Source organism: Candidatus Baltobacteraceae bacterium, from assembly GCA_035502855.1.
Classification (GTDB): Bacteria; Vulcanimicrobiota; Vulcanimicrobiia; order Vulcanimicrobiales; family Vulcanimicrobiaceae; genus Aquilonibacter.
Genome location: DATJTX010000038.1, coordinates 1 through 15416, shown reverse-complemented (window position 1 = coordinate 15416; position 15416 = coordinate 1). Strand labels below are relative to the sequence as shown.

The window sequence follows — 15416 nt, the reverse complement described above, 5'->3', positions numbered from 1 at the left end:
GATCGAATGTCTTTCACAGGGCGAGTAGCGATCGTTACCGGCGGAACGCGCGGCATTGGCCTGGCGATCACGCAGGCGCTCGCGCAAGACGGCGCGCACGTCGCGGCGGGCTATAGCAAAGGCGCCGACGCGGCAGAACGCTGCGCGGAAAAGCATCGCGCCAACGGACATTCGGTCTCGACGCATCAAGGGCGCGTCGACGATTTCGACGATTGCAAACGCGTCGTCGACGAAGTGCTCAAAACGCACGGGCGCGTCGATTTTCTCGTCAACAACGCGGGCATCACGCTCGACAAAACGCTGCGCAAAATGTCATCCGAAGATTGGTGCAACGTCATCAACGTCAATCTCTCGGGCGCGTTCAACATGACCAAAGCCGTGCTCGAGCATATGATCGAACGCGGATCGGGCCGCATCGTGAACATCAGCTCGGTGATCGGACAAACCGGCAACGTCGGGCAAGCAAACTACGCCGCCTCGAAAGCCGGGCTCTTCGGTTTCACCAAATCGCTCGCGCTCGAGATGGCCGCCAAGGGGATTACCGCCAACGTGGTAGCGCCGGGCTTCATCGGCACCGAGATGGTCGAGGCGATGCCCGAGGCCGCCCTGGCCAAGGTGGTCGAGAAGATCCCCACCAAGCGGCTAGGCAAGCCCGAGGAAGTCGCCCGGGTCGTGAAATTCCTGTGCGAAGACGACTCCGGCTACATCACCGGGGCCGCGTTCCACGTGAACGGCGGCCTCGACATGACGTAGAACGCCGCCGTCTCCCGGAGTCTATGGCCCGGGCTTAAAAGAAGCTAAGGTTTTCTTCACCTTTTGCTAGGTAAGCGCAGCGCCTGGGTACAAAGAAGTATCCATGATAACCACCTCGACAGCCCCCTCGGGCACGCTTACGCGGCTCGAAGGTCGAGTGGCGATCGTGACCGGAGGTTCGCGCGGTATTGGCGGCGCGATTTCGACGGCGCTCGCTGCCGATGGCGCGACGATTGCCGTGGTCGGCGTACCGGCCGATCGCGAACGGACCGAGGCCTTGCGTGCTTCGCTCAACGGAACGGCCAAGCTGGTCGATTTTTATCAGGCCGACGTTTCGGATCCGCAAGCGTGCGAAGCCGCAACACAAGCGGTAATCGCGGCGCACGGTAAGGTGGACATCCTCATCAACAGCGCCGGAATCACCAAAGACCACACCGCACGCAAGATGACGGTCGACGAATGGCAAGCGGTCCTGAACGTAAATTTATCAGGACCGTTTTTTATGATCAAGGCCGTGCTCGACCACATGCTCGCACAGCGTTACGGCCGCATCGTGAACATCAGTTCCGTGGTCGGACGCACCGGCAATTTCGGTCAGGCGAATTACGCCGCGGCCAAAGCGGGGCTGTTGGGATTGACCAAGACGCTCGCAATCGAAACCGCGCGCACCGGCATCACGGTCAACGCGGTGGCTCCGGGTTTTACGCTGACCGAAATGGTCGCGGCGATGCCGGAAACCGCAATCGAAGCGGCCACCGCGCGCACGCCGATCGGGCGGCTCGGCCAGCCCGAGGAGATCGCGCGCGTCGTGCGCTTTTTGGTCGATGACAACTCGGGATTCATCACCGGTTCGACCTACGACGTCAACGGGGGCATGTACATGTGATGATCGGCTCGGTGCCGTTGGAAGAGTTCAGTTACGGTCTCGATCTCTCCGGTGCCGATCCGGCATCGCTCAACGATGCGCTGCGCGCCGTCACGCTGGAGGTCATGAGCGACCCGATGCGCGTGGCGCCGATCATGACGAGCTTGATGCTCGCCCAGCAAGGCGTGGCGATGAACACGATGCGCCGCATGCAGGGCGAGAATCCCGCGCCCGTGATCGACGTCGCCGGCGATAAGCGCTTTGCCGATGAGGCGTGGACCAGCAATCCCTTTCTGATCTCGATGGTGGAAGAGTATCTCGTGCGCCGCCAGTACGCGCAGCAGTTGGTCGAGGCCTCGCGGTTGCCCGAGGGGACCAAACGCAAGGCGCGCTTCGCGATGAACATGCTGCTGGACGCGCTCGCGCCCAGCAACGTACCGTGGCTCAATCCGGCCGTCGTGCGGGAAGCGCTCGATAGCGGCGGCGAGAGCTTGGTGCGCGGAATGGCCGAATTTCTCGACGACGTACAGAACAACGGCGGTTATCCCAAACAAGTCGACACGTCGTCGTTCGTATTGGGAACGAACCTCGCGGCGACACCGGGCGAGATTGTCTTTCGCAACGAGCTGATCGAGCTGATCGCGTACTACCCGCAGACCGACGAAGTCTACGAGCGCCCGATCGTGTTCTCGCCGCCGTGGATCAACAAATATTATCTGATGGATCTGGCGCCCGGACGTTCGTGGGTCGAATGGGCGGTCAAAAACGGTCATCAGGCTTTCATGATCAGCTATCGCAATCCCGACGAGTCGATGCGCGAGTACACGATGGACACGTATCTCGAGAAGGGATTGCTCGCGGCACTCGAGGCGATCGAGCGGATCACCGGTGCGCCGCAGGTGAACGTGGCCGCGCTGTGCCTGGGCGGCACGATGGCCGCGCTGATGCTCGCGTACCTCGCCGCCAAAGGTGAGGAACAGCGCGTCGGCGCGATTACGATGACGAACACGATCGTCGATTTCGCGCAGCCCGGCGATTTGGGCGTCTTCACCGACGAAGCCTCGATCGCGCGGCTGGAAGAGAAGATGAAAGAGCGTGGCTATCTCGATTCGAGCGAGATGGCCGGCACGTTCAACTGGATGCGCGCCAACGATTTGATCTGGAGTTACGTCGTCTCCGGCTGGTACATGGGCAAAAAGCCGCCGGCATTCGATATTTTGGCGTGGAACGCGGACTCGACGCGCATGCCCGCGGCGATGCACTCACAGTATTTGCGTTCGTGCTATCTCCACAACTTGCTCGTCGTCCCGAACGCGTTCGTGCTCGACGGCGTTCCGATCGATCTCGGCCGGATTCAGACGCCGATGTACGTGCTCGGCGCCGAGAACGATCACATCGCGCCGTGGCGCACGACGTACGCGACCTCGCAATACGTCGGCGGCCCGGTGAAATACACGCGCACCAATTCCGGACACATCGCCGGCGTCTGCAATCCGCCGGGAAATCCCAAAGCCTGCTACTGGACCACCGAGCAGGTCGAACCGGGCGAAGAGCCCGACGCGTGGCTCGCCCGCTCAGCCAAACACCAGGGCAGCTGGTGGGAAGACTGGGCGGCCTGGGCACACGCGCACGGCGGCGCGCGCCGCACTCCGTATGTACTGCCCGCGAGCGGCGAACCGGCGCCTGGCCGGTATGTTCGTAACCTCTCCTACGAGGCAACTACCGTATGATAAACAATCGCGATCATCTGAAGGGGCTCGGCGAGTTCATCCGCACACAGCGCGAACTGGCCAACCTTTCGCTGCGTCAGTTAGCCGATCTGGCCAAGGTCTCGAACCCATACCTGAGCCAGGTCGAGCGCGGTCTCTACAAGCCCTCGGCCGAGGTGCTCAAGCAGATCGCCCGGGCGCTCCACCTCTCGGCCGAGACCTTCTACGCGCAGGCCGGACTGCTGGACGAGGACGTACAGCGTGAGGCCAGCGACGCGGTCGAATCGGCCGTCAAACTCGACCCGCGGCTCACGCCCGACCAAAAGGACACGCTCATCCGGGTCTATCGCGGCTTCATCGGCTGAGCAGGCCGCGGGGGCGGAACCGTGACCGAACCGTGACCCGCACGAGGCGGCTGAACCGTCTTGACGTACTTCTCGCACGCTTGGTATACTTAGCGTACACACGTTAAGGAGTACGTCCATGAATAGCTACACCGAATTCCTCGAGAAGGCCCAGACCGAGTTCCTGAACGGCCTCAAGCAGGCGCAAGACGTCAACGTCAAGGCCATCGCCTCGATCAACGAGCTGATCGAGCAGAACGGCCCGGCCAAGCTGCCGACGCCGGCCGAACTCATCTCGCAAACGTTCGCGTTCACCAACCAAGTGTTGGAATCGCGTAAAGAATATCTGCTCAAGCTCACCGAGCTTCTCCCGAAAAACTAGACGAAGCCCGACACTTGTCGGGCTTCTCTGCATTTCCTCGGTTAGGTCTTAATCATCATCGGTAGCTGCGGTTAACAGAGCAAAGACACTGCGCTTACAATGAGTTAACCCGCACGGCGTTTGCGACTCTAGTCGCTTGCTCGCTGCAGCCCGATATCAAGGATGTATGCAGCACATCTTTGACGGCCTGCCGTTCCTCGCATCGTTCTTCAGCATCGTGCTGGGGGTCGTCGCCTGTTTCTTCGGAAGCCTCGTCGGATTCGGCGGAGGCTTCATCTCCGTTCCGATCCTGCGGCTCTCCGGTCACCTGACGCCGCAAGTCGTAGCTGCAACCTCGCTCTTCATGGTCGGCGTGAACGTCGCGGTCGCGTCCTTTGCGCTACGCAAGAAGAAGCGTATCAATCTGCGGATCGGCTGGTCGATCGGGCTCGGCGGCATCGTCGGCGCGCTCGCCGGCGTCGTCGGACTGAAGTACGTCAGCTCGAGCCAGTTCGACGTGCTCTACGGCCTGATGCTGCTCTTCATCGCGTTCAACATGCTCAAGCCCGCGCCGAAGGCCGAGATCCCGGATACGCAGATCGAATCCGACCGTTCGCTGCGCGCTTCAAACATCGAATTTGCCCTGATGGGCATGCTGGTCGGCTTTTCGTCGAGCCTGTTCGGCATCGGTGCCGGCACGGTGGCGATCCCGCTCTTGCTGTGGCGCTACAAGCTGCCCGCCTACGTCGCAATGCCGACCGCGTCCTTCATCGCGACCATCTACATTTGGCCCGGCGTGCTGGCGCAGATTCACGAAGCCCGCGTCGACTGGGCGCTCGCGATTCCGCTCGCGATCGGCGCCGTGATCGGCGCGCATTTCGGCGCGCGCTATTCCAACAAATTGAAGTCGCCCCAACTCAAACGCATCTTCGGCGTCATCTGCGTCATCACGTTCATCACCCTGAGCATCCGGCATCTGCCGATGCTCCAGCCGCACCCGACCACCGCACTCGCGGCAACGATGCAAATCTCAAAGGCAGGCAGCAAATGAACAAGCTCGGAATCGTCGGAGCCGGCGCGGTCGGGGCCGCCGCCGCACTCGCATCGTGCGTACGCTCCGTCGCAAGCGATATCGTCTTGGTCGATCGCAACCACGCGCGCGCCAAAGGCGTAGCGACCGATCTGCGCTACGGCACGCCCCTCTCCCCCGCGGTCGACGTGCGCGCCGGAAACTTTGCCGACCTGGCCGGCGCCGGAGTGGTGGTGATCACGGCCGGCTTGAACGAGAAAGACGGCGGCGCCACCGATCGCAACGATCCGCTGGGACGCTTGCGCCTTCTGCATGCCAACGTCGGCGTGTTCGAGGAGATCGTTCCGCAAATCGTCGAGGCCGCGCCGATGGCCGTCATCATGGTCGTGACCAATCCGCCCGAGCCGCTGGTCGATCTCACCTGCCGTTTGGCCGGTCATACGCGCGTGCTCAGCACCAGCACGCTGCTCGATACGCTGCGCTTTCGCGTGCACATCGCCGAACGGTTCAACGTGAGCCCGCAGAGCGTCGAGGCCTACGTGATCAGTGAACACGGCACGTATAGCGTGTTCTGCTGGTCGTCGGTGCGCGTGGGCGGCAAGCCGCTCGCGCAGCTCGTCGCCGAACGGCGCATCGCCTTCGACGAATTCCGCGCATCGGTCGAGCACGACGTGCGCTTTGCCAACATTTCGATCATCGAAGGAATCGGCGCAAGCCAGTACGGCATCGGCATGGTGGTGGCGCGCGTCGCCGAGAGCATCTTGCGCGACGAGCGCGCGGTGCTCCCGGTCGGGTCGTATCAGCCCAATTACGGCGTGACGCTCTCGCTCCCCAGCGTCGTCGGACGCAACGGCGTCGAGTCCGTGATCTGGCCGCACCTCTCCGAGGACGAACAGAGCGGCATGGACGCCAGCGCGAAACGGCTCAAAGGCATCGTCGCCGAGTACGTCGCCGACGCGGCCGCGGCTTAAGAGCTTCCTTAACTCAAGTTCTTCGAACTGAACAGCGCCAGATAGCAGCCCGGTGAAACGCCGAGGCTGGCTTGAATCGGCGTGAGCTCGCACAGCCCGAGCGTGCGATGCCGAATCAGGAACGGCGGCACGTCCGGGGGCAGCACTTCCCAATCGCTCCACATGCGCGCGAAATCCGCGTCGCGCTGCATCACCTCGAGCAGCGCGTCGAAATTCGCATCGCCGAAATAGCTTGCGTAGGTGTGGCGAAAGTTCGCGACGCAGGCGCGCGCGCATGTGTCCCAATCCACATAGAGCGAGCGGCGCGAATCGTCGAAGAACATCCGCCAGAGGATATTGCGTTCGAGCACGTCTTTATGCTCGTCGTAATCGAAGATTTCGCTGACGAACGTATTCCACACCAGCATGTCCAGGCGCGGCGTCGCGATGTACGCGGGCGCGGCAGGATGCAATTCGACCAGCTTGCGCAGCGCGTCGGGAATGTCGGGATCGAGCGCACAGATCTGCGGCGGCGTATCCGAAGCGAGCACTTTCAGGTACCCGATCTCGGCGCCGGTGAGCAGCAGTGCGCGGCCGATCTGATCGAGCACGTCGGGCGAGAAGTTGATCTCGCGGCCCTGTTCGATCCAGGTGTACCACGTGGTCGAGATGCCGGCGAGCTTGGCGACTTCTTCGCGGCGCAGTCCGGCAACGTGCCGGCGAGCGGATTCTTCCTCGAGCCCCACATCAACCAGGCGCAGCGCGCTGCGGCGCGTCCGCAGAAACGATCCCAGATCCGAGCGTCGGGAAAGGGTGCGTGGGGCGTCGATCATGCGATCCTCCGTGGAGCCGAGGGCCGGTTTGGCTCACCTAGCTACGGTAGGACCCGAGGTTATGCCTCCACCGGAAAGCGCATGGTGACCGTGGTTCCCGCGTCGACGCGGGAATCGAGCGCGATCGAGCCGCCCATGCGTTCGACCGCGCGTTTGGCGATGGCCAGGCCCAAGCCCGAACCGTCGATTTCGCCGTGCGAGCTGCCGCGGTAAAACCGATCGAATGCGTGCTCGACGTCGATCGTCGGCATCCCCGGCCCGCGGTCGGCGACCTGCAGCACCGCGGTCGCGCCGTCGCGGCCGACGCGCACGTCGACCGGGGAGGCCGGCGCGTAACGCACCGCGTTTTCGACCACGTTCTTCACCGCTTCGTAGAGTTCGGTGTCGTCGCCGAGAACCGCGGCGTCACCGTCGGCCGCGAAGCGCAGCCGTTCGCCGGCGAGCGGGCGCAGCGCGTCGACCGCGCGCGCCGCGATCGAGTTCAGATCGATCCGGTCGGTAACCGGCGGCACCTCGCGTTCGAGCCGCGCGAGCAAGATCAACTTCTCGATGATCGCGCGCATCTTGCGGCTCTCGTCGAGCATCGTCTCGTGCACGCGCCCCACGCTCTCCCCGTCTTGCACGACGCCCGAACGCAGCGCATCGAGGTACCCCATGAAGATCGTAAGCGGCGTGCGCAGCTCGTGCCCGGCATCGGCGATGAACTGCCGCAGCTCGGCTTCTTGCCGGCGCCGTTCGTAGGTGGCGACGTTCAGCCGCTGCGCGACTTCGTTGTAGGTTTGGGTGAGTTCATGCAGGCTCGAGTCGCTTTCGATCAGGAGCTTCGGCGTGAAGTCGCCCTGCGCGATCGAACCGAGCGCGTCGTTGACTTCGCGCAGCGGACGCAGCGCGCGCCCGGTGATGGCGCGCCCGGCGAGCCACGCGATCAGCACAGCCAGCACGCCGATCGGAACGATGCGTTCCCAATAATGCACGAGCGCATGGGTAAAATCACCGACGTCGGGTTCGAGCACGATCGTGCCGCCGTGCGGAACGCCGACGAAGCGAGGCCGCAAAAAGAGCAGTCCCGCGATCGCGCGCTCGCTATCGTTCAATTGCGCCGAGGCGCCGGCGATCACGCGGTGCTGCGAATCGAGCACGAGCATGCGCGAATGAGCGTTGGGTTCTTCCGCCAGCACGTTGGGCGCGATTTGCGCGAGGCTCTCGCCCCGCGCCGCGTATTCGTTGACGCGCTGCTGGACGCGCGTTTGCGCCGCGTCGATGTTCTGATTGAACGTGGTGGCGAACCCGACGATGAAGAACGCCGACGAAGCGCCGGCAACAAGGGCGATCAGTGCGACCGCGAGGATGACGTAGCCGCGGGTGATGCGGCGGGCGAAATTTCGAAAGGTCGGTTCAGTCGGCACGGATCGTGTATCCCGCGCCGCGCACGGTCTGAATCAGCGGGCGCCCGAATCCCTCGTCGATTTTTGCGCGCAGATACGAGATGTAGCGTTCGACCGCGTTCTGCCCGACGTCTTTCTCGTTTCCCCAAACCAGATCGAGCAGCTCGTCGCGGGTGAAGACGCGGCGCGGACGGCGCACCAGCGTGACCAGCAGATCGTACTCGAGCGGCGAGAGATCGATGCGCTTGCCGGCGCGCGCGACCGTGTGCTCGTCGAGGTTGACGGTGATGTCGTCGTAGGCGATGATGTTGCGGTTTTCCAGGTGCGGGCGGCGCAGCTTGGCGTCGATGTGCGCGATCAATTCCTGCATTTCGAACGGTTTGCTCAGGTAATCGTCGGCCCCGTGCATCAGCCCCTCGACTTTGGTCTCGACCTCGCCGCGGGCCGAGAGCATCACCACCGGTGCGTCGGTGACCCGGCGCAGCATCGGCAGCAGCTCGATGCCGCTGACCATCGGCATCATCACGTCGAGCACGATCAAATCGGGCTCCCAGTCCTTGACGAGGTCCAGGCCGGCCGGGCCGTCGGCGGCGGTGCGGACCGCGTAGCCGTGGTGGCCCAGGGTCAGCTCGAGCAGTTCGCGGATGCGAGGTTCGTCGTCGATGACGGCCACGCGCGGCTTGGTTTCGGGCATATGGGTAAAAAAGTAGTACCCCGCCTTGAGACTTCCTGGAGAGGGGCCGAAAATGATGGTATGTCGAGGGTCGTGGTAATCGACGATTACGAACCGACGTTGCGTATGTATGCAACGGCGATCGAAAAGATGCTCGGCGGCGAGGTCGTCGCGTTCTCCGATCCGCGTGAAGCACTGCATTATATGAGTGCGATGGATCCCACCTTGTGCGTGGTCGACTACAGCATGCCCGAAATGGACGGCGTTGCCTTCGTACAAGAGCTGCGCGGCGTGCCGGGCCGCGAACGGACACCGATCATCATGCTCACCGGTAAGGACGATCGCGACCTACGTTCGCGCGCGATGAGCGCGGGCGTGAGTGTGTTCTTGAACAAGCCGGTGAGCGCGGAAGAATTCGCCGGCCACGTGCGCCGGCTCGCGACGCAAAACAACGCGGCGAACGTGCGCGACGGAGAGATGCGCGATCTCAAAGAGCGCGCCGAAAGCGTCGATCGCCGCTTGCATCAGCGCGACCGCGAAGCGATCGACGCCGTCTATCGCACGTACGCGGCGCGCTACCCCGACGCCGGCGCGCGAATGAAGCAGGCGGCCGAGATCGCGGTGATGCTGGCGATCGAAGTGCGCTGCTCGGTCGCCGACGTACAGCTCCTGCGCGAAGGAGCGCACGTGTACGACATCGGCAAGCTCGCGATTCCCGACAAGACGTTGGCGAGCACGGCGAAACTCTCGGCGACTTCGCGCGTCGCGGTCGAGCGTCATGCCGACGCGGGTGCGGAGATTCTCGCCGTTTCGGAGTCGCGGCTCTTTGCGGCCGCGTCGACGATGGCGCGCACCCATCACGAACGCTGGGACGGTGAAGGCTATCCGCGCAAGCTCAAGGGTGATGCGATTCCGCTCTCGGGACGCCTGATCGCGGTCGCCGACGCGCTGGTCGCGATGATGAACGCGCGCCCCGATCGTCCGGCGATGGCCTTCGGTCACGCGCTCGATCAGATCAAACGCGAAAGCGGAACGCATTTCGATCCCGCGGTGGTAAGCGCGCTCGAGCGGATCAAGGATAAAGTCGCGCAGCTGCGCGCATAGCCGCCACGCGCGTCGCGACCCAGGCGACCGGCACGCCGAAGAAGAGCGTGTGCGCGATGAGGTTGTTCAGCAGTGAGGCGGGCGTGTAGCTCAGCCGCGGCGCGTGCCCAAGCGGCACCACGACGAAGTGCATGAAGAGCATCACGCCGACGCCGTACACGATGCCCCAGCCTAGCGGCGCGCCGCGCATCGCGGGAAACGCGCGCAGCAGCGCGACGAAGAAAAATCCCCAGACCAAGCTGACGCACACGTGTGCGGCCTGACCGAGCACGATGCCCGGCAATCCGGCGTGCAGCGCGGCTTGCCAGCCGATTAGATTCGACGTATCGAGATGATAGAGCGCGACCGGCGGGATATGAAAGAAGAGCGGCAGGCTGATCGTGAGATAGAGAAAGATCGTGGCCGCGCCGGTGATGCCCGAAACAACGCCGGCTAGTATGTCGGTTTTTCCCATGCGGCTGGAGCGAGCGCCGGCATTCGGCTGTGACGTAGGAGCGCACGCACGTTGAAGGCAACGGCGCAGACGAAGGCGACGATTCCGATCGCAAGCGCGGCAACGGCGATTTGATTGAGCCGCGGGTCCGCGGGGAAGAGCGCGCCGCCGCGTAGTGCGAGGGCGCAGCCCGCCGCGAGCGCCCCGTTGACGGCCAGGTGCGCGACGTCACGCAGGCGGCGCAGGAGCGGGAGGATGAGGGTCACGAGGTTGACCGGCAAAAGGATTGCCGTCGCGCCGATGACGATCGCATACAGCGGAAGCCAGGCCGCGCTGAACGTCACGTTCGGCAATGCGAGCCCGACGGGACCGTAGAGCATGAAAAGCACGAGATGGCGAGCCCAGCCCTGATCGACGAGGAGGACGAGCATTCCCGCGCTGCCGAGGGCCTCGAAGAAACTCGCGCTGCGCGGAACCTGGATCGAACCCGCTGCCGGCAGCCGGCGCGGATCCCAGCGTGAAATCCACGCGGCACATTTTGCGCCTGCACCCGGCACACGTTCGATCAACGCAAAAACCGCGGTGATGACGGCAGCGTAGATCCAGAACGCATCCCATGCGATACCGGCACCGTCCCAGAACCGCCGGACATCGCCGGTTTTGATCGCCGCAACGGCCGCGATGAACAGATCGAGCACCACGACGATCGAAAGCACGCAGATGAGGACCGGCCAATAGAACGGGAGCAGATCGGGGCCGATCAACGCCTGGTGTTTGCCGTAGCGCGACGCAACCAGACGCGGATGACCGTAGGCTTTGATCAGCGCCGCTTCTTCGTCGGCGTTCAACGGACGTCCGAGCGAGCGCTCACGCTCTTCGATCTGAGACTGCAGCGCCTCGCCGATTTCGGCGACGATATCGTCGCGCGCGGCATCCTTCGGTAAGTAGCGATGCACGGCGTAGAGGTAGTTGCTGAGCATGTCCATCGTTATGACTCCGCGGTGATCCGTTGCAGCGACGTGTTGATCCGGTGCAGCTCATCGGTGAGTTGGTCGAGCATCTGCTCGCCGGGCGGCGAGAGCCGGTAGAAGCGCTTGCGGCGCTTGTTCTCCTCGCGCCACTCGCTCTGCAGCAGTCCCTGGGTTTCCAGGCGTCGCAGCAGCGGGTAGAGCGTACCCTCGTCGATCTCGAGGCCGGCCTCTTCGAGGGCCTTGCGCAGCGTGTAGCCATAGCGCTCGGTGCGCAGCTGCGAGAGCACCGCGAGGGTCAAACACCCCCGCCGCAGCTCCAGCCGCAGATTCTCGAAAAGACCATCCCCGATACCATGTTCCATATACTATGTATAACACAGTATATGCCGCACGGGGTCCTCCGTCAATGCTATACTTTGCTACATGGAGCATGCGACACGATTGGGCGAGCGCATCAAGGCTCGCCGGCGCGAGATCGGCATGACCGCGGCCCGGCTTGCCGCGGCGGTGGGTGTAACCGAGAACGCAATCCGCAAGCTCGAGTCCGGCGACTCGGCCGAGCCGCGCTTTTCGACCGGCGTCCGCATCGCCGAGGTCTTGAATATCAGCGCCGATGCGCTCGCGGGCAAGCCGATTTCGCTGCTCGCCGGAACCCCCGAGCTCGCGCGCGTCGTTGCCGCAATCCGAACGATTCGCGAGCCGCTGGAACGCGACGGGGTTGCACACGTCGACGTCTTCGGTTCGGTCGCGCGAGGCGACGCAGGCCCGGAGAGCGACGTCGATATCATGATCACCCCAAAGATCAGCGTGCCATTTTCGCTCATCCACCTCGGACGCGTTTCGGATATACTCGAGCGGCGTCTCGGCCGTCACGCGGATACGGTCACACGGCCCGCGCCTGAGGATGCGCCGCACTTGCGCGATGCGTTGAAAGAGGCCGTGCGTGCGTTCTAAATGGCGATCCGAGCGGATCGAGCAACGTGTTGCCGACGTGCTTTCGTCGATCGACGCAATCGATGAATTCCTTGCCGGCTACGATTTCGATGCATATGTGCGCGATCGGAAGACACAAAGCGCGGTCGAACGGCAGCTGCTGATCATCTCCGAAGGGATGACGCGCTTGACCGAATTGGAGCAAGACTTGCCAGAGGAGCGACGTTTCGAATCACGCTTTCCGCACGTCGACGTCTACCAAATTCGCGGTATGGGCAACCGTGTGCGGCATGAGTACCGCTACGTCAATGCCTCGATCATCTGGGATACCGCTAAAGGCCGAGACTTGAAAGATCTCAGGGCTGCATTGCTTGAGGGGTATCCTTCGACAAGCTCAGGATGACAGATGTGTGGGCTCAGGATGACAGATGTGTGGGCTCACGATGACAGTAACAAGTTAGCGTGGGCTCCGGGGGAGGAACAGAAGACCGGAGCCCACGTGTTTTGAGCGCGCTGACCGAAGGCGCGCTCACCTATTCGAAGCGCAAGGCCTCGATAGGATTCAGACCCGCCGCTTTCTTCGCGGGATAGTAGCCGAAGAAGATGCCGACGAGCGCGGAGAACGCGACCGAGAGGATCACCCATGCGATCGGGATCTGCGTCGGCCACTTGGCCAGCGCGGCGACGACGAACGTGCCGATGAATCCGGCGATCACGCCGATCACACCGCCGGCGGCGGCGAGCACTGTCGATTCGGTGAGGAACTGGCGCAGAATCGTCGCGCCGCGCGCGCCGACCGACATGCGCAGTCCGATCTCACGCGTGCGCTCGGTGACCGAGACCATCATGATGTTCATGATGCCGATGCCGCCGACGATCAGCGAAACCGCCGCCACGCCTGCGAGCAAGAACTCCATCACCGCGCCGGTCGACGACGCGGCGGCCGCGATCGACTGCAGGTTGCGCACCTGGAAGTCGGCCGGCTGACCGGCGGCGATTTGGTGCCGCTGCGTGAGCAGCGCCGTGACTTCGTTCTGCACCGGCGTGATGTCGTCCGACGTCGCGGCTGAAACCATCAGCTGATTCACCGTCGTCTGTCCGGTGATGCGCTGCATCGCGGACGTGTAGGGAATCAGCACGGTGTCGTCTTGATCGGTGCCCAGGCTGCTCTGTCCGAGCGGTGTGAGCGTGCCGACGACCGTGAACGGCACACCTTTGATCAGAATCGTCTGCCCGATCGGATTTTGACCGTTCGGGAAGAGTTCGGAGACGTCGGTCTGTCCGAGCACGGCGACTTTGGCCGCGTCGTTCACGTCGTTTTGCGTAAAGAACGAACCGCTCGCCGTCGGCCAGGTGCGAATCTGCGCGTACGTCGGCGCAACGCCGGTGACCGTCGTTTGCCAGTTGTTGCCGCCGGCGACGACCTGCGTGCGGATCGTCACCACCGGCGAGACCGCCGAGACGCCGGGAAGCTGCGCGATCGCCATACCGTCGGCAGGCGTGAGCGTCGACGCGGTGCCGAATCCGCCGCGCGCGCCGGAGCTCGTGACGCTTCCCGGCTGCACCACGATGAGATTGGAACCGAGGGAGTTGATGCTGTTCTGCACCGAGACGCGCGCGCCGCTGCCGATCGCGACCGTGACGATCACCGCCGCGACACCGATCACGATACCGAGCATGGTGAGCATCGAGCGAACTTTATTGCGCACCAGCGCTTGTAGTGCCAGCCGCAGAATGCCTTTGAAATCCGACATTATGCTACTCGCTCCTTCCATGCTTCGACAGGCTCAGCATGACAGGTTTCGCCGTAAGCCTGTAATCTGTCACCCTGAGCTACTAATCTGTCACCGTGAGCTACTAATCTGTCACCCTGAGCTTGTCGAAGGGTATCCGAAATCACATTGCCGTCGCGGAACGTCACGATCCGTTTGGCATGGGCGGCGATATCGGGCTCGTGGGTGACGAGCATGATCGTGATGCCCTGCTTTTCGTTCAGCTCTTTGAAGATCCGCATCACGTCTTCGCTGGTTTTGGTATCGAGCGCGCCGGTCGGCTCGTCGGCGAGGATGAGCCCCGGATGGTTGACCAGCGAGCGCGCGATCGCCACGCGCTGTTGCTGTCCGCCCGACATTTGATTCGGATGGTGGTGCGCGAGATGATCGACGCCGACGATCTCCATCATGTCGCGCGCGATGCGCGCGCGTTCGGCGGCGGGCACGCCCGCGTAGACCATCGGCAGCTCGACGTTTTCGAGCGCGCTGGTGCGCGGGAGTAGATTGTATGCCTGAAAGACGAAGCCCAGGCGGCGGCTGCGAATGTCGGCCCGCGCGTCCGCATCGAGATGCGAGACGTCGGTGCCCTCGAAATAGTATTGACCGGCGGTCGGATTGTCGAGCAGCCCGGTGATCTGCATGAACGTCGATTTGCCCGATCCCGAGGGGCCCATCACGGCGACGAATTCGCCGCGACGGATCTCGAGATCGATGCCCGCCAGCGCGACGACCTGGGCGTCGCCGAGCGTGTAGACCTTGCGCAGGCCCTCCACGCGTACGACCGGTTCGGTGAGTTGTTCCACGATCTGTTCCTCCATGACGATCGTAGAATCCGCGCTTGACGGAGCACGGTGAATGGGATTAGGCCTCGATGAGGCTGCCTGCGCGAATCGCGAAGGAGACCGGTTTGAAACAACCGGTCTCCCTTGGCTCGCGTTCGACGTGAGCGCGTCCGGCCGCCTACGGCATGCCGTGCATCCCGCGGCCGGGCGAGCCGCCGCTCAGCGGATTCGCGCTTTTGGCCTTATAGCCGCCCTTGTGCGCGCTGCTACCGCTGATCGAGGTGACCACGTTCTCGCCGGCGCTCAGCGTGGCGCTGCCGGTGGGCGTAACCGCCGCTTGCGTCGCGGTGACGAGGCCGACGGTCACCGGCACGCGCGCGAGCTTGCCGTTCGCTTGCACCATCACCGCGCCGGTTTCGCCCGGCGTGACGCTGCCGGTGCTCACGGTGGTCGTTCCGCCCCACGGATTCGCGTTCGTTGCACCCGCGTTCGCGGCCGTCGCAGCGCTTGCTGCGGGC

The 15416-nt window shown here is 63.5% G+C and carries 19 protein-coding genes; 10 read left to right on the top strand and 9 right to left on the bottom strand.

Features of this window, described 5'->3' with window-relative positions; all coding sequences use genetic code 11:
* Nucleotides 1-6 precede the first annotated feature (6 nt).
* From fabG to VMF11_15035, 7 genes are all read left to right on the top strand, one after another.
* Nucleotides 7-753 carry a 3-oxoacyl-[acyl-carrier-protein] reductase gene (gene fabG, locus VMF11_15065; protein ID HTU71621.1) on the top strand — a complete coding sequence of 249 codons (747 nt, stop codon included), beginning with the start codon at nucleotides 7-9 and terminating at the stop codon, nucleotides 751-753.
* Between the two features lie 103 nt (nucleotides 754-856).
* Nucleotides 857-1639, top strand: a complete 783-nt coding sequence (locus VMF11_15060) for a beta-ketoacyl-ACP reductase (protein ID HTU71620.1) — start codon at nucleotides 857-859, stop codon at nucleotides 1637-1639.
* On the top strand, nucleotides 1639-3348 hold the full coding sequence (locus tag VMF11_15055) for an alpha/beta fold hydrolase (protein ID HTU71619.1): 1710 nt from the start codon (nucleotides 1639-1641) through the stop codon (nucleotides 3346-3348). The genes VMF11_15060 and VMF11_15055 overlap by 1 nt, the downstream gene beginning before the upstream one ends.
* The gene (locus VMF11_15050; protein ID HTU71618.1) at nucleotides 3345-3692 is read left to right on the top strand and encodes a helix-turn-helix transcriptional regulator; all 348 of its coding nucleotides are present in this window, start codon (nucleotides 3345-3347) and stop codon (nucleotides 3690-3692) included. Before VMF11_15055 ends, VMF11_15050 begins: the two co-directional genes overlap by 4 nt.
* Before the next feature lie 118 nt (nucleotides 3693-3810).
* Nucleotides 3811-4053, top strand: coding sequence for a hypothetical protein (locus tag VMF11_15045; GenBank protein ID HTU71617.1), 243 nt, complete (start codon nucleotides 3811-3813; stop codon nucleotides 4051-4053).
* Between the two features lie 166 nt (nucleotides 4054-4219).
* Nucleotides 4220-5083 (top strand): sulfite exporter TauE/SafE family protein, encoded by an 864-nt coding sequence (locus VMF11_15040; protein HTU71616.1) that lies wholly within the window; start codon nucleotides 4220-4222, stop codon nucleotides 5081-5083.
* Entirely contained in the window at nucleotides 5080-6033 is a 954-nt protein-coding gene (locus VMF11_15035; GenBank protein ID HTU71615.1) for a hypothetical protein, read from the top strand. The genes VMF11_15040 and VMF11_15035 overlap by 4 nt, the downstream gene beginning before the upstream one ends.
* Nucleotides 6034-6041: 8 nt before the next feature.
* Here VMF11_15035 and VMF11_15030 read toward each other — a convergent pair whose 3' ends face one another.
* From VMF11_15030 to VMF11_15020, 3 genes are read right to left on the bottom strand one after another with little or no spacing between them, the layout of a single operon-like run.
* Nucleotides 6042-6845, bottom strand: coding sequence for a helix-turn-helix transcriptional regulator (locus VMF11_15030; protein HTU71614.1), 804 nt, complete (start codon nucleotides 6843-6845; stop codon nucleotides 6042-6044).
* Between the two features lie 59 nt (nucleotides 6846-6904).
* Nucleotides 6905-8251 (bottom strand): HAMP domain-containing sensor histidine kinase, encoded by a 1347-nt coding sequence (locus VMF11_15025; GenBank protein HTU71613.1) that lies wholly within the window; start codon nucleotides 8249-8251, stop codon nucleotides 6905-6907.
* Entirely contained in the window at nucleotides 8241-8924 is a 684-nt protein-coding gene (locus tag VMF11_15020) for a response regulator transcription factor (GenBank protein HTU71612.1), read from the bottom strand. The genes VMF11_15025 and VMF11_15020 overlap by 11 nt, the downstream gene beginning before the upstream one ends.
* 60 nt (nucleotides 8925-8984) lie before the next feature.
* Here VMF11_15020 and VMF11_15015 point away from each other — a divergent pair, with 60 nt between their 5' ends.
* Nucleotides 8985-10007 (top strand): HD domain-containing phosphohydrolase, encoded by a 1023-nt coding sequence (locus VMF11_15015; protein ID HTU71611.1) that lies wholly within the window; start codon nucleotides 8985-8987, stop codon nucleotides 10005-10007.
* On the opposite strand, the gene VMF11_15010 is transcribed toward VMF11_15015, so the two are convergent.
* From VMF11_15010 to VMF11_15000, 3 genes are read right to left on the bottom strand one after another with little or no spacing between them, the layout of a single operon-like run.
* Nucleotides 9976-10461, bottom strand: a complete 486-nt coding sequence (locus VMF11_15010) for a hypothetical protein (GenBank protein HTU71610.1) — start codon at nucleotides 10459-10461, stop codon at nucleotides 9976-9978. The genes VMF11_15015 and VMF11_15010 overlap by 32 nt on opposite strands.
* Nucleotides 10440-11426: a hypothetical protein gene (locus VMF11_15005; GenBank protein HTU71609.1), complete on the bottom strand. Its 987-nt coding sequence runs from the start codon at nucleotides 11424-11426 to the stop codon at nucleotides 10440-10442. The genes VMF11_15010 and VMF11_15005 overlap by 22 nt, the downstream gene beginning before the upstream one ends.
* 2 nt (nucleotides 11427-11428) lie before the next feature.
* Entirely contained in the window at nucleotides 11429-11773 is a 345-nt protein-coding gene (locus tag VMF11_15000) for a helix-turn-helix transcriptional regulator (GenBank protein HTU71608.1), read from the bottom strand.
* Nucleotides 11774-11834: 61 nt separating this feature from the next.
* On the opposite strand from VMF11_15000, the gene VMF11_14995 reads away from it, so the two are divergent.
* Together VMF11_14995 and VMF11_14990 are read left to right on the top strand one after the other, a co-directional pair.
* Nucleotides 11835-12365 (top strand): nucleotidyltransferase domain-containing protein, encoded by a 531-nt coding sequence (locus VMF11_14995; GenBank protein ID HTU71607.1) that lies wholly within the window; start codon nucleotides 11835-11837, stop codon nucleotides 12363-12365.
* The gene (locus tag VMF11_14990) at nucleotides 12355-12747 is read left to right on the top strand and encodes a HepT-like ribonuclease domain-containing protein (protein ID HTU71606.1); all 393 of its coding nucleotides are present in this window, start codon (nucleotides 12355-12357) and stop codon (nucleotides 12745-12747) included. Before VMF11_14995 ends, VMF11_14990 begins: the two co-directional genes overlap by 11 nt.
* Nucleotides 12748-12877: 130 nt before the next feature.
* Here VMF11_14990 and VMF11_14985 read toward each other — a convergent pair whose 3' ends face one another.
* The 3 genes from VMF11_14985 to VMF11_14975 all read right to left on the bottom strand — a co-directional run.
* A complete protein-coding gene (locus tag VMF11_14985; GenBank protein HTU71605.1) occupies nucleotides 12878-14098 on the bottom strand; it encodes an ABC transporter permease in 1221 nt (406 codons plus the stop codon).
* Entirely contained in the window at nucleotides 14098-14919 is an 822-nt protein-coding gene (locus VMF11_14980) for an ABC transporter ATP-binding protein (protein HTU71604.1), read from the bottom strand. Before VMF11_14980 ends, VMF11_14985 begins: the two co-directional genes overlap by 1 nt.
* Nucleotides 14920-15076: 157 nt before the next feature.
* The coding region (locus VMF11_14975) for a hypothetical protein (GenBank protein HTU71603.1) at nucleotides 15077-15416 on the bottom strand (340 nt) is incomplete at its 5' end.